Consider the following 17,686-nt stretch of genomic DNA (forward strand, 5'->3'; position numbering starts at 1 on the left):
CATGCCCATAAGAAAGGAACAAGCCAGATGACATACCATCCCAAATCGGACTTCCTGCGCACCATTATCGAGCGCGGATTCCTGGCCGACTGCACCGACCTGCAGGAGCTGGACCAGAAACTCTATTCCGGGACGGTCACTGCCTATATCGGCTATGACGCCACGGCCGCCTCGCTGCATGTGGGCCACCTGCTCAACATCATGCTGCTGCGCTGGTTCCAGAAATGCGGCCATAAGCCGATCACCCTGATGGGCGGCGGCACGACAAAAGTGGGCGACCCCTCCTTCCGCTCGGATGAACGCCCGCTTCTGGGGCCGGAGCAGATCCAGGCCAATATCGACGGCATGCAGAAAGTTTTTGCCCGCTACCTCGATTACGAAGAAGACGGCAATGGCGCGCTGATGCTCAACAATGCCGAATGGCTCGACAGCCTGAACTACCTCGAGTTCCTGCGCGATATCGGGCGGCATTTCTCGGTCAACCGCATGCTGTCGTTTGAATCGGTGAAATCGCGTCTGGACCGTGAACAATCGCTGTCCTTCCTCGAATTCAACTACATGATCCTGCAGGCCTATGACTTCCTCGAACTGAACCGCCGCTATGATTGCGCGCTTCAGATGGGCGGCTCGGACCAATGGGGCAATATCATCAACGGGATCGACCTGACGCGCCGCGTGCTCGACCACGAGATCTTCGGCCTCACCACACCGCTCCTGACCACCTCCGACGGCCGCAAGATGGGCAAATCCCAAGGCGGCGCGATGTGGCTCAATGCCGAGATGCTCAGCCCCTATGAATTCTGGCAGTTCTGGCGCAACACCACGGACGCCGATGTGGGCCGCTTCCTCAAGCTTTACACCGAACTTCCGGTCGAGGAATGCGACCGTCTGGCCGCGCTGCAAGGCTCGGAAATCAACGAGGGCAAAATCATCCTCGCCCGCGAGGTGACCACCCTCCTGCATGGCGCCGAAGCCGCCGCCGCCGCCGAAGCCACCGCGCGCGAAGTCTTCGAGAAGGGCGGCACCGGCGATGATCTGCCTACGCTGACCCTCTCGGCGGACGAACTGGGCGACGGCATCAGCCTTGCCCAGCTTGTCACACGCTCGGGCCTTGCCAAAACCGGCAAGGACGGCAAGCGGCTAATTGGCGAAGGCGGCCTGAAAGTGAATGACGAGACCTGCACCGAAGCAGGCCGCATGTTCACCGCATCCGACTTCGAAACGCCGGTCAAACTCTCGGCGGGCAAAAAACGCCACGCCCTCGTACAAATCGGCTAAAAATCAAAGGCGCCCCACAAGGCGCCTTTTTCCATCCGGCATCCAGCTGCCCGAAATATCCTCGGGGGTGAATTGGGCCGCAGGCCCAAGAGGGGGCAGACAGCCCCCTCACTTTCAAACCTCGAAACGAAAAAGGCGGAGCCGCTTACGGCCCCGCCTCTCTCATTTCCAAAACAGGACGACCTCAGGCCGGTTCATGCGCCAGCGAGGCGGCATGGATGCTGTCGATGGCCGAGGCAAGTGCGGCATCGAATTCCGCATCGGATTGTTTATCCGACATCCCTTCGGTCAGGGCACGCGAGAACGAGGCGATCATCCCGTCATTCTTCGACAGGATCGCATTGGCCTCATCGCGCGCATAACCGCCCGACAGCGCCACGACCTTCAGCACGCGCGGATGATCCACCAGCGGCTTGTAGAAATTCGCAACCGTCGGCAGCGACAGTTTCAGCATCACCTGCTGATCGGCAGGCAGAGCATCGAGATGCTTGAGGATCTCGCTGCGCAGGATGGCTTCGGCCTCGGCCTTGTCGGAAATCGAAATCGTGACTTCCGGCTCGATGATCGGCATCAGACCATGTTTGATCACGGTCGCAGCCAGATCGAATTGCTGCGCGACAACCGCCGCGATCCCGGCCTGATTGGCCGCAGAAATGACGGAGCGTTCCTTGGTGCCGAAAATACCCGCTTCACGGGCGCGGTCCAGCAGCGCGTCCACACCCGGAATGGGCTTGAGAAGCTGCACACCGTTCTCTTCCGCTTCCAGACCCTTGTCGATCTTCAGGAAGGGCACAACGCCACATTTCTCGTTGAGGTAGGTCGCGGTCGCAATACCATCGATCTCGCGGTCCATCGTCTGTTCGAACAGGATCGCACCGATCACCTTACCGCTGGAAAACGCGGGGGATTTGATAATGCGGGTCCGCATTTTGTGGATCAGATCGAACATCTCGGTGTCGTTGGAATATTCGCTTTCCTCGATACCGTAAAGGCGCAGAGCCTTCGGCGTCGAACCGCCCGACTGATCGAGCGCGGCGATGAAACCCTCGCCCTTGGAAATCTGTTCGGTTTGTTGCGCGTTCGGCATATATCTCTCCCTCCGATACGGAGACTGAATTGTGGGCCAGTTCCAGACCTAGCGCGATGCGCGGGGTTAGACAATCTTGGTGGCGCTAACCGACTTGGATTATTTCATTTTGTTGGTCTGCTGCGCGGAAAGCGGCCAGAAATCCCCCCGCTTCGCCCGTCAGGCGGCACCGTGAAAAGAAAACGGGGCGGCCCGCAAGCCACCCCGTTTCCAGTGTCCCTATTGACCGGATCAGTCTTCCAAAGCTTCCACCCCCGGCAGAACCTTGCCCTCCATCCATTCAAGGAAGGCACCGCCTGCGGTGGAGATATAGCTGAATTTCTCCGCCGCACCGGCCTTGTTCAGGGCGGCCACGGTGTCCCCGCCACCCGCCACCGAAATCAGCTGCCCCGCCTGCGTCAACTCTGCGGCTTTGGCAGCCGCGGCATTGGTGGCCGCATCAAAGGGCGTAATCTCGAAAGCCCCCAGCGGGCCGTTCCAGATCAGCGTGCGCGATTCTGCAAAGACCTTCGAGATCCGAGCCACGGCCTCGGGACCCGCATCAAGGATCATCGCATCCTCGGGGCAGGCATCGGCGGCAACGGTCTCATGCGGCGCATTGGCCTTGAACTCGCGGGCAACGACCACATCCGAGGGCAGCACAATCGTACAACCGGCAGATTTCGCCTTTTCGAGAATCTCCAGAGCAGTCTGCGCCATATCGCGCTCGGCCAGCGAGGTTCCGACAGAAATGCCTTGCGCCACGAGGAAGGTATTGGCCATGCCGCCACCGATGACCAGATTGTCCACCTTGCTCACCAGATTGCCCAGCAGATCCAGCTTGGTCGACACTTTCGCCCCGCCGACAACCGCTGTCACCGGACGCTCCGGATCCCCCAGCGCGGCCTCCAGCGCCTTCAGCTCCGCTTCCATCAGACGCCCCGCAGCACTGGGCAGAACACGGGCCAGAGCCTCGGTCGAGGCATGCGCACGGTGGGCCGCCGAGAAAGCGTCATTGATATAGACCGATCCAAGCGCGCCCATCGCCGCCGCCAGCTCGCGGTCGTTCTTTTCCTCGCCCTCGTGGAAACGGGTGTTTTCCAGCAGCAAAACCTCGCCCGCAGGCAGGGCCGCCACAGCCCGCTTGGCCGGACCGCCAATGCAATCCTCGGCAAAATGCACCGGAACGCCCAATGCGGCCTCAAGCGCCGGAACCAGCGGTTTCAGGCTCATTTCCGGCACGACTTTTCCTTTGGGGCGGCCGAAATGGGCCAGAAGGACGGGCTTCCCGCCTTTGGCCAGAATATCCTTGACGGTCGGAACGATCTTGTCGATCCGCGTGGTATCCGTCACACGTCCGTCCTCGACCGGAACGTTGATATCGACGCGAACAAGGGCAACCTTGCCCTCCAGTTCCAGATCGTCGAGGGTTTTCCATGCCATGCGTTATCTCCTCATTCCGGCACCAAATCAGGGGATGGGGTGCCCGTTGTGCTGCAACTTGCACCGTCCATGAAATGGCGTCAACACACGCAATCACCGGACATGACCCGCGCGTGAGAAGGCGTGAAAACGAAAAACGAAGGTTTCGGCTTTCCATAGCGGCCCTGTCGTGTAGATTGCGGGCCAAATCCAGGAGGACCTCATGGCCGAATATAAAGACCCCGAGAACACCATCATCATCGAATTGAAGGATGGTCCCGTTGTTATCGAGCTGATGCCCGAAATCGCGCCGAAGCATTCCGAGCGTATGAAACAGCTGGCCCGCGACGGTGCCTATGACAACGTGGCCTTCCACCGCGTGATCGACGGTTTCATGGCGCAAACCGGCGACGTGGCGAATGCGAATATGGAAAAAGACTACAATCCGGGCCGCGCAGGCACCGGCGGGTCCGAATATGACGACCTTCCCGCAGAATTCTCGCGTATTCCGCATGATCGCGGCACGCTGGGGGCTGCCCGCTCGATGAATCCGAACTCGGCCAACTCACAGTTCTTCATCAACTTCTCGGACAACCACTTCCTGAACGGCCAATACACCGTTTATGGCCGCGTGATCTCCGGAATGGAATTTGTCGACAAGATCGTGCGCGGTGAACCGCCGGCGAATCCCGACCGCATGATCAAAGTCACGGTGGCCGCCGATGCGTAATCTTGTTGCGGCAGCCCTGATTGCGATGGGTGCCGGGGCAATGACCACTGGCGCTTATGCCGAAGACACCGCGCCCGACGGGCCCGGCCCGAATCTGACGCTGGAGATCGGCGGCTCGGTTCAGGGCGAGATCGTCATCGACCTGCTGCCCGATGTCGCCCCCAAAGCGGCGGAACGTCTGGAAGAGCTGGCCAAGGAAGGCGCGTATAATGACGTGGTGTTCCACCGCGTGATCGACGGCTTCATGGCGCAGACGGGCGATGTGCAATTTGGCAAGCGCGGCTCTTCGCAGATCGAGATGGCCGGGATGGGCGGTTCGAACAAGCCCGACCTTCCGGCCGAGTTCTCGAAACGCAAATTCGTGCGCGGCATTGTCGGCATGGCACGCTCGCAATCGCCGAATTCCGCCAATTCGCAATTCTTCATCATGTTCGCGGATGCGCCGCATCTGAACGGGCAGTACACGGTTGTCGGCCATGTCATCAAAGGCATGGATATCGTCGACCAGATCAAGAAGGGCGATCCCGCGAAAAACGGCTTGGTCGATGACCCCGATTACATCGTTTCGGCAACGGTCAGCAAATAAGATCCCGTGCCGAGACCCGGCCCAAGCTTGCAAGGCGTCCCAAAGGGGGCGCCTTTTTCTGTTCCGGTCCCCTTTCCATGCAAAAATGCCTAGGCGAAGCGGGGCGCTTCGTGGCATAGTCGGATCTCAGGCCCGACAAGAGGCCGCGCAGAACGCGCAAAGAACTGGCAGAGCAAAATGGCGCCCTTGCGCGCCCGATATAGGCAGAACATGCAGCAGAAAAACCGGGCGGTCGGTCCGCTGATCTTCTTTTCCATCGCCTTCGTGCTGGCGGCATATTTCACCTTTGCCGCCGTGCAGGGATCTTACGGGATCTTCAAGCGGGTGCAGATCGAGGCCGAAATCACCGACATGACGCAAAAGCGCGACGCACTGCGCGACGAGGTCAAGCGTATGGCGAATCTGACGCATCGCCTGTCGGATGATTATCTGGACCTCGACCTTCTGGACGAGCAGGCGCGCAATATCCTTGGACTGGTACGTGGCGACGAGGTCGTCATTCGCTAAAGCGCCCGAAATGTGGACATTTTTAGCAACCCGCAAGCTTGCCTTGCGGGTTTTTTGCGTCATCCTTCTCCACATACCATCACTTTATGCCCGCAGAAGACACTGTTGCATATCGCGGTGATTGTCTTTGCAGATGCTTTCCGCTAGAGATGGTTTAATACTGAACTATCCGCTTTTAGGGAGGATGCCTATGGCTGCTCGCAAGAGTTCGGGGACCGCACCCAAGGCTGGTGCGAACGTCTCCAAGGACGAGCTTCTCAGCTACTATCGTGACATGCTGCTGATCCGCCGCTTCGAAGAGAAGGCAGGCCAGCTTTACGGCATGGGGCTGATCGGTGGCTTCTGTCACCTTTACATCGGTCAGGAGGCTGTTGTTGTGGGCCTTGAGGCCGCCGCGAAAGAGGGCGACAAGCGCGTGACCTCGTATCGCGACCACGGGCATATGCTTGCCTGCGGCATGGACGCCAAGGGCGTGATGGCCGAGCTGACGGGCCGCGAGGGCGGCTATTCGAAAGGCAAAGGCGGCTCCATGCACATGTTCTCGAAAGAGAAGCATTTCTATGGGGGCCACGGCATTGTTGGTGCGCAGGTTCCGATTGGCGCAGGTCTTGCCTTCTCGGACAAGTACAAGGGCAATGACAATGTGACCTTCGCCTATTTCGGCGATGGTGCGGCCAACCAGGGTCAGGTTTACGAGACCTATAACATGGCGCAGCTATGGGATCTTCCGGTCGTCTTCGTCATCGAGAACAACCAATATGCAATGGGCACCTCGGTCGCCCGTTCGACCAAATCTCCGGCGCTGTGGAAGCGCGGCGAAGCCTATGGCATCTCGGGCGAGGAAGTCGACGGCATGGATGTTCTGGCGGTCAAAGCGGCTGGCGAAAAGGCCGTGGCACACTGCCGTGCGGGCAAAGGCCCCTATATCCTCGAGGTGAAAACCTACCGTTACCGCGGTCACTCGATGTCGGACCCCGCGAAATACCGCTCGCGCGACGAAGTGCAGAAGATGCGCGAAGAGCGTGACGCCATCGAGCATGTCCGCCAACTGCTGCTGACCGGCAATCATGCCACCGAAGATGACCTGAAGGCCATCGACAAGGACATCAAGGCGATCGTCAACGAGTCGGCTGAATTCGCGAAAGAAAGCCCCGAGCCCGCGCTCGAAGAGCTCTGGACCGACATCTATGCCGACGCGGCACCGCAGAACGCCTGAGAGGGAAGAGAAGAATGGCAACTGAAATCCTGATGCCCGCCCTGTCGCCCACTATGGAAGAGGGCACTCTGGCGCGCTGGCTCAAGAAAGAAGGCGATACCGTCTCCGCAGGGGATATCATCGCAGAAATCGAAACCGATAAGGCGACGATGGAATTCGAAGCGGTCGATGAAGGCACGCTGGGCAAGATCCTGATCGAAGAAGGCACCGAGGGCGTGAAAGTGAACACCCCCATCGCGGTTCTTCTGGAAGAAGGCGAATCGGCGGATGATATCGCATCGGCTTCGGCACCTGCGGCAGAGGCAGCCCCTGCCCCGGCTTCGGTTCCCGCCGCCGCCAAAGACGACACGCCGGACACGCCCCTTGCGCCGAATACGACGCCGGATTGGCCCGAAGGCACCGAGATGAAGACCCAGACGGTCCGCGAAGCCCTGCGCGATGCGATGGCCGAAGAGATGCGCGGCGACGAGAACGTCTATCTGATGGGCGAGGAAGTGGCCGAATACCAAGGCGCTTATAAAATCAGCCAAGGTCTTCTGGACGAGTTCGGCTCCAAGCGCGTCATCGACACCCCGATCACCGAGCATGGCTTTGCCGGTATCGCAGTCGGCGCGGCCTTTGGTGGCCTGCGTCCGATCGTCGAGTTCATGACCTTCAACTTCGCCATGCAGGCGATTGACCAGATCATCAACTCGGCGGCAAAAACGCTCTATATGTCGGGCGGACAGATGGGTGCTCCGATGGTGTTCCGTGGCCCGAATGGTGCGGCAGCCCGCGTGGGTGCGCAGCACAGCCAGGATTACGCCGCATGGTATGCGCAGATCCCGGGCCTCAAGGTTGTTCAGCCCTATTCGGCAGCCGATGCAAAGGGCCTGCTGAAATCGGCGATCCGCGATCCGAACCCCGTCATCTTCCTTGAAAACGAGATCCTCTACGGGAAGTCGTTCGAAGTGCCGGTGATGGATGATTTCACGGTTCCGATCGGCAAGGCGAAAGTCTGGCGCGAGGGCACCGATGTCACTATCGTCTCCTTCGGCATCGGCATGACCTATGCGCTGGAAGCGGCAGAGAAGCTGGCAGCAGAAGGCATTTCGGCAGAGGTCATCGACCTGCGCTCGATCCGTCCGCTGGATTACGACACCGTGCTGGCCTCGGTCATGAAGACCAACCGCTGCGTCACCGTGGAAGAAGGCTTCCCCGTCTGCTCCATCGGTAACCACCTGTCGGCTGTCATCATGGAACGCGCCTTCGATTACCTCGATGCGCCCGTGATCAACTGCACCGGTAAAGACGTGCCGATGCCCTATGCCGCCAACCTCGAGAAACTGGCTCTTGTCACCACCGATGAAGTCATCGCTGCGGTGAAAAAAGTCACCTATCGCTAAGGAGATCCAGAGATGGCAACTGAAATCCTGATGCCGGCCCTTTCTCCGACGATGGAAGAAGGCACGCTGGCGCGCTGGCTGAAGAAGGAAGGCGACACTGTCGCCTCCGGTGACATCATCGCGGAAATCGAGACCGATAAAGCGACGATGGAATTCGAAGCGGTTGATGAGGGTGTGCTTGGCAAGATCCTCATCGCGGAAGGCACCGAAGGCGTGAAGGTCAACACCCCGATCGCCGTGATGCTGGAAGAGGGGGAAGACGCCTCGGCCATAGAGACCGCGTCGAACCCGGCAGCGCCCGCCAAGGCGGAAGCGCCTGCAGAGGCCCCCAAGGCCGCAGCCGCGCCTGCTGCTGCACCCGCACCTGCGGCGCCTGCCAAAGACGGCAAGCGCATCTTCGCCTCGCCGCTGGCCCGCCGTATCGCGGCCCAGAAAGGTCTGGATCTGGCGACTATCGCGGGTTCGGGCCCCAAAGGCCGTATCGTGAAGGCGGATGTCGAAGGTGCGAGTGCCGCGCCCAAGGCCGAAGCCGCCGCTCCCAAAGCCGAGGCGCCTGTCGCCAAAGCAGCCCCCGCTGGCCCCTCTGCCGATGCCGTCATCAAGATGTATGAAGGCCGTGAGTTCGAAGAGGTCAAGCTGGACGGGATGCGCAAGACGATTGCCGCGCGCCTGTCGGAAGCCAAACAAACGATCCCGCATTTCTACCTGCGCCGCGACATCAAGCTGGATGCCCTGCTGAAGTTCCGCTCGCAGCTGAACAAGCAGCTGGAAGGCCGTGGGATCAAGCTGTCGGTGAATGACTTCATCATCAAGGCCGTGGCCCAAGCGCTGCAGGCCGTGCCGGATGCGAATGCTGTCTGGGCGGGCGATCGCGTGCTGAAGCTGAAGCCTTCGGATGTGGCTGTGGCTGTGGCGATTGAGGGCGGCCTCTTCACGCCGGTGCTGAAAGACGCCGATATGAAGTCGCTCTCGGCGCTGTCGACCGAGATGAAGGATCTGGCCAAACGTGCCCGCGATCGCAAGCTTGCGCCGCATGAATATCAGGGCGGTTCCTTCGCGATCTCCAACCTCGGTATGTTCGGCATCGACAACTTCGACGCCATCGTGAACCCGCCCCATGCCGGTATCCTTGCCGTGGGTGGTGGTGTGAAAAAGCCGGTGGTGAATGCCGAAGGCGAGATCGAAGTGGCCACCGTGATGTCCGTCACCATGTCGGTCGATCACCGTGTGATCGACGGGGCGCTTGGCGCGGATCTTCTGAAGATCATCGTCGAGAACCTCGAAAACCCGATGACGATGCTGGCCTGATAGGTCAGTGCGCGGCAGGGGTGCAAACGCCTGCTGTAACAAAAACAAAACGGGCTACCGGCATAACCGGTAGCCCGTTTTTCATATAGCAAACATCCGCCACGCGGGCTGACGCTCTCACAAATCGTGCTATTTTTCCAAAAGATGATCCATTGATACCGACGGCTGGCTGCAACCGGCATCTCCCACGATGCGGGCGGGCACCCCTGCGACCGTCTTACACGGCGGCACCTCGTTCAACACGACCGACCCTGCCGCGATGCGGGAATTGTCCCCCACCCGAATATTGCCCAGCACCTTGGCACCGGCCCCGATCAATACGCCATTGCCGATCTTGGGATGTCTGTCTTCCTCTTCCTTGCCGGTCCCGCCCAGCGTGACAGAATGCAGCATCGACACATTATCCCCGACCACAGCCGTCTCGCCGATCACGATAGAATGCGCATGGTCGATCATCACGCCCTGCCCGATGCGGGCAGCGGGGTGAATATCGACACCGAACATCTCGGAGGTACGCATCTGGACATAATAGGCCATGTCCTTACGCCCCTCCGACCACAGCCAATGGGCAATCCGGTAGGATTGCAGCGCCTGAAAACCCTTGAAAAACAACAGGGGTTGCATCAGACGGTGGCAAGCCGCGTCGCGCTCGTAAACCGCAACCAGATCGGCACGCGCTGCCGCAATCAGATAGGGGGCCTGCGCATAGGCATCATCCGCAATTTCGCGCAGGATCTGCTCGCTCATTTCGTTCGACGCCAGTTTCAACGAGAACCGGAAAGACAGCGCCCTCTCGAAAGTGGGGTGATGCAAAAGACCGGCATGGATCAGCGATCCAAGAAGCGGCTCGTTCTGAACGGCCGCGCGCGCCTCGGTACAGATCCGCTCCCAGACAGGATCAACGGTGGCAATTCTGACTTGGGGCTCAGCCATGACGTCTCCTTTGCGCAGCAAATGCGGGCTCACCTTCACAGGCATGCTCTAGCACAATACCACATGGAGGCCGACCAGAGATAAACCAAGTGCAAAATAGAGAAAAGTCCTTAACATCGGTCACAAACCTTTCTTTGCCCGCCATCGGATGCCCCGCCCGTCAAAGTCCGAGTGCCAGTCGTGCCGGCAATCCCGCTCCGTAAAGATCACTCAGTTGCGCCACCTCAAGCACCAACGCAGAACCGCTCGCAAGATCGGCCTGACGCTGGGACGCAGTATATATCCAACTCGGTGCCTCAAGCGTAACCTCACGCAGCACGGCACCGGTCTCGGTCAGAAGACGCAGCCTGTATCGTTCATGCAATTCGCCAAGCGGCACCTCCTGCTCCAGCCAGGGATCACCGTTCAGACGCGTACGCCGGACCCAGCCTATACTCCAGTCTTCCGTCGCCTTGGACACCCGCAGATGCGACGGTGCATAGGGGCGCAGGCCATTGCCTTTGAACGCCTCGTTCAGATGCACATAGCTCGGGTCGTCATAGCTGCGCCGCGCCGATCCGATACGATAATGGCGGGAAATATTGCGCTGTGCCTGCGCCAGCGTGATCTGATCGAGATTGCCATCAAGTGCCACCACCACCGAACCTTCCGGCCAGATTTCGGGCATCAGCGCATCGGTGCCCAGCTGGCCGCGCAACCTCAGGCTCAGATCCCATGTATTATTGCCGACCAGTTCAGCTTGCGCGAACTGGAAGATCTCCCAGTTGTCACTGCTGCCATCGCCGATGGCCATTGCATTCGCTCCGGCCAATAGCTGTTCTTCGCTGGCCGATTGCAGCTCCCCCGAAACAAGCGAAACCCGCAGCGGCGCCCCACGGTCCCATAGCCCCGCGCGGGCCGCATTCAGCGCCCCCAGACTACGCCCGAACGTCGCACGGCGCGTCAACGTGGCATTCAACTGGTAATCGGCATCACTCACCGCATCGAATACCGCAACCGTTCCGGGCCACGGACTGGCGGTCACCGCCAGATACGGCGCATAGGGCACTTCCTCTCCGGTTAGAAGCGGCAGATCCATGAACTGCGCCGTCACCGGCACAGGCGCGTAAAATCGCGTCGTAGAGACATCCGCCTCGGCCGCATCGGACGGCTCGTAAAGCCCCGCCTCGATCCGGACGGCCTCCATTGTCGCCGCCCCCGCCAGATCGACACGGTCGATCCGGTACCGCTCTTCTTCGATCGCGATGACATCCCCCGCCCCGAGCCCCGTCAAGGAGGGCGGCACCGCGAATTGCACGACATCCCGCGCCATCTGCGCCTCTGCCAGCCAGCGTTCAACCGTGGCCACTGCCTGCGGACGATGCAATGCGGCATTTACCTCACTGGCACTATTGCTGCCCTGATCGGTTTCCTGCGGCGCAATCGCCTCGACCACACGGGTGGCATAGTCTCCCTCTGCCTCAATATAGGACAGCCGCACCCTGCCCGACATCTCCGCCTCGGAAGCACGAATGCGGGTCAGCGTGCTCTCGTCCTCCTGCAAAGCAAAATCCGTATCGGCAAGAGCCCGGCTCACCTGACCGCTCCGCATGATAAAATGCAGTGCTCCGTCGCGCTCGACCGCATCGAAACCATAGGCAAGCATAAGCGTTTGCAGCATTGCCCGCGGGGACTCCCCCGATTGCGCACTATATCCGCGCACAGAGCCACGCAGCCCCGACACATCCACCGCCGTCACCCCACCCATCGCGCAGATCTCGGCCACAACACGCGCCAGCGGCTGCGCCACCGCGCGACCGGATAGCCAATGCCCGCGCGCGTAATTCTCGGCATCGCTCCAGAGATCGTCACGGGAGGGAAACTCGGGCCAAGGCCGCGCGTCCCAACACCAGACATGCGCCTTGGTCATATCGATCATCGGCCCCTCATAGACCTCCGAAACAGGATTATGCGCCCGGTCCTGCCACCACCCCTCCATCGCCCGCACATATTGCATCTGGATCAGCTCGTCGCGCCGCCCGTTGGAGAAATGGGGCAGCATGGATTCAGAGCTTTTCGGGTCCAGAAACTTGTTGGGCTGGTTGGCCCCCTTATCGATCGCCGCACAGCCATATTCGGTAAACCAGATCGGTTTCATCTGCGGGATCCATGCCGTCGGCTCCTCCGCCCGCAGCCCGTCGATCCGCTCGTAATGACGGTTCTGCCACCAGCTACGGAAATCCTTCGCCCGCCAGATCCAGGGTTCTCCCTCCCCATCGGTGATGGGCGTGCGGATCTGCATCTGCCGATGGAGATCGGTCGCATAATACCAGTCATAGTATTCTCCACCCTCGATATTACTTTGCAGATAGCCCAGATCGTGGATGGCAGGCCATGCCGCATCGGCATGGTTTTCGCCCTCGCGCCAATCGGCAAGCGGCAGATAATTATCGACGCCGACAAAATCGATGGCACTATCTGCCCAGAGCGGATCCAGATGGAAGTAGCGGTTTCCATCCGGCGAATTATATCCGAAATATTCCGACCAATCCGCCGCATAGCCGATTTTACAAGTCTCGCCCAGAATAGCGCGAACGTCATTTGCCAGACGGCGCAAGGCTTCGACGGCAGGAAACCCGTCCTCGGCATCACGGATCTGGGTCAGGGCGCACATTTCGGTGCCCACGCAAAACGCATCTACCCCACCCGCTTGCGCGCAAAGATGGGCATAGTGCAAAATGAAACGGCGCATGGACCATTCTTCGGCACCACTATAGCGCAGCGTCATCCCCTCCGGCGCGAAGGATTCTGGTGCGGCCTCCCCGAAAAAGGCCGCAACGTCCTGCGCAGCAGCCGCGCTACGATCGGTCGAGCCCTCCAGTCCGGGGGCGATGTCTGTCGTAATCCGTCCGCGCCACGGCAAAGCGGGCTGTTCCTCGGTCGGCGACCACGGATTGGGACGTGCATTGCCCGCGATCTGCTCCATCAGGATGAAGGGATAGAAGGTCACGAATTTTCCCGCAGCTCGCAAGGCCCGAATGGCCTCGATCACCGCAGCATCGGCGGGCGTGCCCCCATAAAGATCGCCCTCGGCGGTATGGGCAACCTTTCCGGCCTCGGCGCGCCCCACCCCCGAGACAGACCATGCCATATTTTTCCCGTCTCCTGCGGTTTCATTCACCCGCGGGCGGATCTTGCACTGACCCGCGCGCAGGTCATCACCAAACCACGACACCACAAGGGAAACGGCTTCGCAATTCGGCAAATCACCATTCAGTGCCGCGAGAGAGGTCGCGAAATCACTAAGCCCGCCCGGGGCGCTCTGGTTCATGACCTTGCTTGAGCCTCCCTCTTCTCCCGCAAAATAGACAGGGGTCGTCGCCAGAGAATACTCGCCCGTGCCGGGAATAAGCGCGACCCCCCTGACACAGCCCTCAAACCCCGCGATCTCCTGCGGCACAGACGGCGCGGCGGCGCGGAACACCTCGAAGGTCAGTTGCGGGACGCGATTGCCAAACGGAGCAAGCGCCAGATCCTCGAAAACCACATAAGCGATACCGCGATAGGCCGGGGCGGCATCCGCCCCTTCGACCGCCTGTATCTTCGCATCCGGTTCCTGATCCCCGGCCCCGGTATACACACGAAAATCAAGGCCTGCCGTATCCAGTATCTGGCCATCTGCCCAGATCCGCCCGACCCGCAGGATCTCGCCTTCGCACAAGGCCAAGGCAAGACTGACGGAATAGCTGTAGCTTGTTGTCGACACGGTCGTGCCCGTGCCCTTCCCGCTTTTCTTGGTGCTGGCATGCTCGCGAAAGCGCGTTGCCCAGATCACCTGTCCTGCCACCCGCATCCCGCCCCAGACCATCGGCACGGGCGTCCCCTCGCTTGCCGAGGAAAGGCGGAACTGGCTTACCTTCCCGGTTTCAACGCTTTGCGATCCGGTTCCCAGAAGCCGTTGGTCGATGGCGCGCCCCAAGGTCGCTCCGACCGCCCGCCCGATGACCGCACCGGAAAGCCCCAGCACCGTGCCACCGAAGCCACCGCCAATCGCAGCGCCTGCCGCGCCCAAAAGGATCGTTGCCATGTCTCACCTCACATCCGGAAAGTCGAAGCGCGCCACCAATCGGGCACGCCAAGGCGCGGACAGGGCATTTTCCACCACCCCATGCCCGCCATAAGCATGAATAAAGCGCAAAGGCCCCCGCTCCGAGAGCAGGCCAACATGCTTGGCCACCGCACGGGGTTTCATACGGAACAGAAGAACCTGCCCCATTCGGAACGGGTCATTGGCCTGAACCGGCACCAGATGACGCGCGGCGGCCTGCCAAAGCGCCTCGGCGCCCCCCGCCTCGGCCCAATCCGCGCTATAGGGGGCCGGAAGTTCGGGTTCGCAGCCATAAAGGCTGCGCCAGATCCCGCGGATCAGCCCCAGACAATCCGTGCCCCCCTGCAGACAGGACGCCTGATGGCTGTAAGGCGTGCCGATCCATGCCCGCGCCAAAAACACGACCTCGGAACGGGCGGTCATCGGAAGAGGCTCCCGCCGTCGTAATTTCCGCCAGAAACCGGATAGGACACCAGCCAGTCCTCCCCCGGAATATGCGGGAACCCGCGGAAATTCACGAAATTGTCGAATTTCAACCGGCACGTTTCGGCACGCCGGTCACAGCCTGCAACAATCCGCACCCTGTCGCCCGCCACCAGCTCGGCACGCAAGGACTGCCATAATTCGATCACGCGGCGACCATCCTGTGCCAGACGGTCAAATTTCACCGCTCCCGAAAGACCGGCAGCCGCTCCATCGAGAACCGTCAGCAGACCACGTTCGAACCAGCGATCCTCGAAGCCTGTCAAGGATTGCCACGAAAACCGTGTCGCCCCTTCACACTCTTCCACGGCCAGTTCGACAAAATACCCCGCCTGCAAAGGATCAAACCGGCACTTCCCGTCGCCCAGAACCGCCGAGCAGGCCGGATGATACACCCGACCGACCTGATTGTTCAGCCGGTCCGAAAGGCCACGCAACTCCGCCTGAAACGCACCGTCATTGCGCGTCAGCTCTCCCAGATGGCCGCGAAAGATCAGTGCATGTTCGGACGTATCCGCCCAGTTGACAAGCCAGCTACGCAACTCGGCCCCATCGTAACGGCCTGCGCGGATATCGTCTTCGGTAATCGCATCAGCGCGCAAAGCCGCGACAACCTCGAAATTGTCGACCGAGAGCCCCGAAGATTGCCCCAGCGCGCTGGCCGACATGCCGGTTTCGGGCTGGAACGTCAGGCCAGCAAACGCCAATGGCCGATCATGGTCGGTGAACCCCATCACGATGCCATCCTGCCGTGTCACCGCCCATGCGCGCGCAATCGTGGTGGCCTTCGTGTCAAGATGGGCCTGAAACTGTGCGGAATAGCTCATAGGCGCACCTCCACAACCGGCACCTGTGGCACTTCTCCCGCCTGAAACGATTGCACCGAAACCTGAATCCGGTCGGTGTCAAACCGCACCGGCACGTCGAACTCGAAGCCTGCCGTTACCCGCGCGCCTTTTTCGGGCGGAGCGGCAAAGGTGACCACACCCGTTGTCGTGTCCACCGACCAGTCGATGCTTTCGGCCTGATAACCGCCCTGCACCCCCACCAGCACCGTCGCCCCCACCGGCTTGGTGATCGGGCGCGTATAGGTGATATCGCCAGAGCGATAGGTTTTAGCCAAAGAAAAGGCGACGGTTTTCCCATCGCCAGTCCCGATCACCTGATCTTCATATCCAAGCGCGCGGCTGGCAGGGGCCGAACGGTAATCGGCCCAATCCTTCCAGCGGAACCCGTGCAACTGTCCGGCCCGCGCCTCGAAAAAGGCCAGAAGCGCCTCGACATCATCCAACGACCGCAGCCCCACACCGGCATCGTAATGACGCCTTGAATGGGCCCAAGGGCTGTTACGCTCCTCATAGCCGCTGGCAAGGGTGACAATCTCTGTGCGGCGCTCCGGTCCACCAAGCGAGCCGAAACTCAAACTTGCGGGAAAGCGGATTTCATGAAATGCCATCTTGTTCCTCCGAAAACTGTCTTGAAACGGCTCACATCGTTTTCGACCCGCGCGAGAGAGCGCGGCTCATCTGGGCAGCCAACTGCGCGCGCGAGCGGCTGAAGCCCGCAATATCCGGCGTGGTCACATTCATCGTCACATTCACCGCGCGCCCGCCCTGTGCCTGCACGCCCAAACGACCATCCGCGCCACGGGTCAGCGGCATGATCGCCTCCGGCCCCGCCTCGCCCATCAGCCCCATTCCGCCGCGCATCGCAAAACCCGTGGCCTCGCTGACCACGCCCCCCTTGGCAAAAGCGCGCACCTTACCCGAAGAGAAGGCCCCGCCATTGGCAAACGGCATCAAACCGCCAGCCAAAGAGGCAACACCGCTTGCCAAGGTACCGCCCAGCGTGTCGCTGACCGGCTTCACCGCCGCCGCATAAACCGCATCCGACATGCTCTGCGCGACAGAGCGCAACGCGTTCGACAGGCTCTCCCCATCAAAAACGACATCTTCAAACGCACTGCTGATCGTGGTCGAGAAACGGCGCGACAATGTGCCGATCTCGCGAGTCGTCAGCCCCATGCTGTCACGCAGGCTCGATAATTCGCTCGAAAATGCCCCCGTCAGAACCCCGACATTGCCCAGAACCGTCTCCAGTTCCTGCGCGCTTTCGCTCAGCGCATCGAAATCAGTATCATCCATCACTTTCTCCTTCGGGTCCGCGACGATCGGGGAATGCCTGCGCCAGCTCTTCCAGCCGCGCGCGTGTCAGTGGTCGCGCCTTGGGCATATCGCCCAGAAGCAGCGCCAGTTCGGCAGGGCTCAGCGCCCAGAACTCCTGCGGGCGCAGGCGCAAGCCCACCAATCCCGCCCGCATCAGACCCGGCCAATCCAGCCGCCCCGATGCCTCATACCGGCGCATCATTGCTCTTCTGGCGCGCCAAAAGCGCGGGCCAGAAGGCGTGCTGCAAGCTGGGCCGCCTCAACCGGCCCAGAGCCGATTTCGACCATGCGCAGATCTTCCGCCCGTCCCCGCCAGCCACCCCCGCGCAGCCCCGCCACCAGCAGCGCCAAGACATCGCGGCTGGAAAACCGCCCGCTTTCAAACCGCGTAACCAGATCCAGCATCGTCTCTGTCTCCAGCTGCGCCTCAAGTTCCGCCAATACGCCAAGGGTCAACTTGGCAGTATGCGGCACCCCGTCCAGCGTCACCTCGACCTCACCTGCCCAAGGGTTCGCCATA

Annotated in this window: 17 protein-coding genes; 7 read left to right on the forward strand and 10 right to left on the reverse strand. The window is 60.8% G+C overall.

Annotation, left to right across the window (positions count from 1 at the left end; genetic code table 11):
* Positions 1-27: 27 nt before the first annotated feature.
* On the forward strand, positions 28-1,278 hold the full coding sequence (gene tyrS, locus AC2ISB_RS06495) for a tyrosine--tRNA ligase (protein WP_486576679.1): 1,251 nt from the start codon (positions 28-30) through the stop codon (positions 1,276-1,278).
* A gap of 184 nt (positions 1,279-1,462) precedes the next feature.
* Here the strand turns inward: tyrS and AC2ISB_RS06500 are convergent, their stop codons facing one another.
* Positions 1,463-2,365 carry a fructose bisphosphate aldolase gene (locus tag AC2ISB_RS06500; RefSeq protein ID WP_339107444.1) on the reverse strand — a complete coding sequence of 301 codons (903 nt, stop codon included), beginning with the start codon at positions 2,363-2,365 and terminating at the stop codon, positions 1,463-1,465.
* Positions 2,366-2,596: 231 nt separating this feature from the next.
* Positions 2,597-3,787: a phosphoglycerate kinase gene (locus tag AC2ISB_RS06505; protein ID WP_339107445.1), complete on the reverse strand. Its 1,191-nt coding sequence runs from the start codon at positions 3,785-3,787 to the stop codon at positions 2,597-2,599.
* Between the two features lie 202 nt (positions 3,788-3,989).
* Here AC2ISB_RS06505 and AC2ISB_RS06510 point away from each other — a divergent pair, with 202 nt between their 5' ends.
* From AC2ISB_RS06510 to AC2ISB_RS06535, 6 genes are all read left to right on the forward strand, one after another.
* A complete protein-coding gene (locus AC2ISB_RS06510) occupies positions 3,990-4,496 on the forward strand; it encodes a peptidylprolyl isomerase (protein WP_339107446.1) in 507 nt (168 codons plus the stop codon).
* Positions 4,489-5,082 (forward strand): peptidylprolyl isomerase, encoded by a 594-nt coding sequence (locus AC2ISB_RS06515; protein ID WP_406720851.1) that lies wholly within the window; start codon positions 4,489-4,491, stop codon positions 5,080-5,082. The genes AC2ISB_RS06510 and AC2ISB_RS06515 overlap by 8 nt, the downstream gene beginning before the upstream one ends.
* Before the next feature lie 210 nt (positions 5,083-5,292).
* On the forward strand, positions 5,293-5,589 hold the full coding sequence (locus AC2ISB_RS06520) for an FtsB family cell division protein (protein ID WP_339107447.1): 297 nt from the start codon (positions 5,293-5,295) through the stop codon (positions 5,587-5,589).
* 190 nt (positions 5,590-5,779) lie between these two features.
* On the forward strand, positions 5,780-6,805 hold the full coding sequence (pdhA, locus tag AC2ISB_RS06525) for a pyruvate dehydrogenase (acetyl-transferring) E1 component subunit alpha (protein ID WP_339107448.1): 1,026 nt from the start codon (positions 5,780-5,782) through the stop codon (positions 6,803-6,805).
* Between the two features lie 14 nt (positions 6,806-6,819).
* Positions 6,820-8,190 (forward strand): pyruvate dehydrogenase complex E1 component subunit beta, encoded by a 1,371-nt coding sequence (locus AC2ISB_RS06530; RefSeq protein WP_339107449.1) that lies wholly within the window; start codon positions 6,820-6,822, stop codon positions 8,188-8,190.
* Positions 8,191-8,202: 12 nt separating this feature from the next.
* Complete coding sequence (locus AC2ISB_RS06535; protein ID WP_339107450.1) at positions 8,203-9,498, forward strand: pyruvate dehydrogenase complex dihydrolipoamide acetyltransferase; 1,296 nt, start codon at positions 8,203-8,205, stop codon at positions 9,496-9,498.
* Between the two features lie 129 nt (positions 9,499-9,627).
* Here AC2ISB_RS06535 and cysE read toward each other — a convergent pair whose 3' ends face one another.
* The 8 genes from cysE to AC2ISB_RS06575 form a co-directional block, all read right to left on the reverse strand.
* Positions 9,628-10,431, reverse strand: coding sequence for a serine O-acetyltransferase (gene cysE / locus AC2ISB_RS06540; RefSeq protein WP_339107451.1), 804 nt, complete (start codon positions 10,429-10,431; stop codon positions 9,628-9,630).
* A gap of 160 nt (positions 10,432-10,591) precedes the next feature.
* A complete protein-coding gene (locus AC2ISB_RS06545) occupies positions 10,592-14,497 on the reverse strand; it encodes a baseplate multidomain protein megatron (RefSeq protein ID WP_486576680.1) in 3,906 nt (1,301 codons plus the stop codon).
* A 3-nt stretch (positions 14,498-14,500) separates the two neighbouring features.
* Positions 14,501-14,941, reverse strand: coding sequence for a C40 family peptidase (locus AC2ISB_RS06550; protein WP_406720855.1), 441 nt, complete (start codon positions 14,939-14,941; stop codon positions 14,501-14,503).
* Positions 14,938-15,828 (reverse strand): DUF2163 domain-containing protein, encoded by an 891-nt coding sequence (locus tag AC2ISB_RS06555; RefSeq protein WP_339107454.1) that lies wholly within the window; start codon positions 15,826-15,828, stop codon positions 14,938-14,940. Before AC2ISB_RS06555 ends, AC2ISB_RS06550 begins: the two co-directional genes overlap by 4 nt.
* Complete coding sequence (locus tag AC2ISB_RS06560) at positions 15,825-16,457, reverse strand: phage distal tail protein, Rcc01695 family (RefSeq protein WP_339107455.1); 633 nt, start codon at positions 16,455-16,457, stop codon at positions 15,825-15,827. Before AC2ISB_RS06560 ends, AC2ISB_RS06555 begins: the two co-directional genes overlap by 4 nt.
* Before the next feature lie 31 nt (positions 16,458-16,488).
* Positions 16,489-17,145, reverse strand: coding sequence for a phage tail tape measure protein (locus AC2ISB_RS06565; protein ID WP_486576681.1), 657 nt, complete (start codon positions 17,143-17,145; stop codon positions 16,489-16,491).
* Positions 17,138-17,368, reverse strand: a complete 231-nt coding sequence (locus AC2ISB_RS06570; protein WP_406720857.1) for a rcc01693 family protein — start codon at positions 17,366-17,368, stop codon at positions 17,138-17,140. The genes AC2ISB_RS06565 and AC2ISB_RS06570 overlap by 8 nt, the downstream gene beginning before the upstream one ends.
* The gene (locus AC2ISB_RS06575; RefSeq protein WP_339107458.1) at positions 17,365-17,685 is read right to left on the reverse strand and encodes a gene transfer agent family protein; all 321 of its coding nucleotides are present in this window, start codon (positions 17,683-17,685) and stop codon (positions 17,365-17,367) included. The genes AC2ISB_RS06570 and AC2ISB_RS06575 overlap by 4 nt, the downstream gene beginning before the upstream one ends.
* Between the last annotated feature and the right edge of the window lies 1 nt (position 17,686).

Source organism: Thioclava sp. NS-SX20, assembly GCF_057380695.1.

Excerpts from the sequence above, each read along its gene's own strand:
- AC2ISB_RS06505 (WP_339107445.1), bottom strand. The coding sequence starts at position 3,787 with ATGGCATGGAAAACCCTCGACGATCTGGAACTGGAGGGCAAGGTTGCC.
- AC2ISB_RS06555 (WP_339107454.1), bottom strand. The coding sequence starts at position 15,828 with ATGAGCTATTCCGCACAGTTTCAGGCCCATCTTGACACGAAGGCCACC.
- pdhA (WP_339107448.1), top strand. The coding sequence starts at position 5,780 with ATGGCTGCTCGCAAGAGTTCGGGGACCGCACCCAAGGCTGGTGCGAAC.
- tyrS (WP_486576679.1), top strand. The coding sequence starts at position 28 with ATGACATACCATCCCAAATCGGACTTCCTGCGCACCATTATCGAGCGC.
- cysE (WP_339107451.1), bottom strand. The coding sequence starts at position 10,431 with ATGGCTGAGCCCCAAGTCAGAATTGCCACCGTTGATCCTGTCTGGGAG.
- AC2ISB_RS06575 (WP_339107458.1), bottom strand. The coding sequence starts at position 17,685 with ATGGCGAACCCTTGGGCAGGTGAGGTCGAGGTGACGCTGGACGGGGTG.
- AC2ISB_RS06560 (WP_339107455.1), bottom strand. The coding sequence starts at position 16,457 with ATGGCATTTCATGAAATCCGCTTTCCCGCAAGTTTGAGTTTCGGCTCG.
- AC2ISB_RS06565 (WP_486576681.1), bottom strand. The coding sequence starts at position 17,145 with ATGGATGATACTGATTTCGATGCGCTGAGCGAAAGCGCGCAGGAACTG.
- AC2ISB_RS06530 (WP_339107449.1), top strand. The coding sequence starts at position 6,820 with ATGGCAACTGAAATCCTGATGCCCGCCCTGTCGCCCACTATGGAAGAG.
- AC2ISB_RS06520 (WP_339107447.1), top strand. The coding sequence starts at position 5,293 with ATGCAGCAGAAAAACCGGGCGGTCGGTCCGCTGATCTTCTTTTCCATC.
- AC2ISB_RS06510 (WP_339107446.1), top strand. The coding sequence starts at position 3,990 with ATGGCCGAATATAAAGACCCCGAGAACACCATCATCATCGAATTGAAG.
- AC2ISB_RS06515 (WP_406720851.1), top strand. The coding sequence starts at position 4,489 with ATGCGTAATCTTGTTGCGGCAGCCCTGATTGCGATGGGTGCCGGGGCA.
- AC2ISB_RS06570 (WP_406720857.1), bottom strand. The coding sequence starts at position 17,368 with ATGATGCGCCGGTATGAGGCATCGGGGCGGCTGGATTGGCCGGGTCTG.
- AC2ISB_RS06535 (WP_339107450.1), top strand. The coding sequence starts at position 8,203 with ATGGCAACTGAAATCCTGATGCCGGCCCTTTCTCCGACGATGGAAGAA.
- AC2ISB_RS06500 (WP_339107444.1), bottom strand. The coding sequence starts at position 2,365 with ATGCCGAACGCGCAACAAACCGAACAGATTTCCAAGGGCGAGGGTTTC.
- AC2ISB_RS06550 (WP_406720855.1), bottom strand. The coding sequence starts at position 14,941 with ATGACCGCCCGTTCCGAGGTCGTGTTTTTGGCGCGGGCATGGATCGGC.
- AC2ISB_RS06545 (WP_486576680.1), bottom strand. The coding sequence starts at position 14,497 with ATGGCAACGATCCTTTTGGGCGCGGCAGGCGCTGCGATTGGCGGTGGC.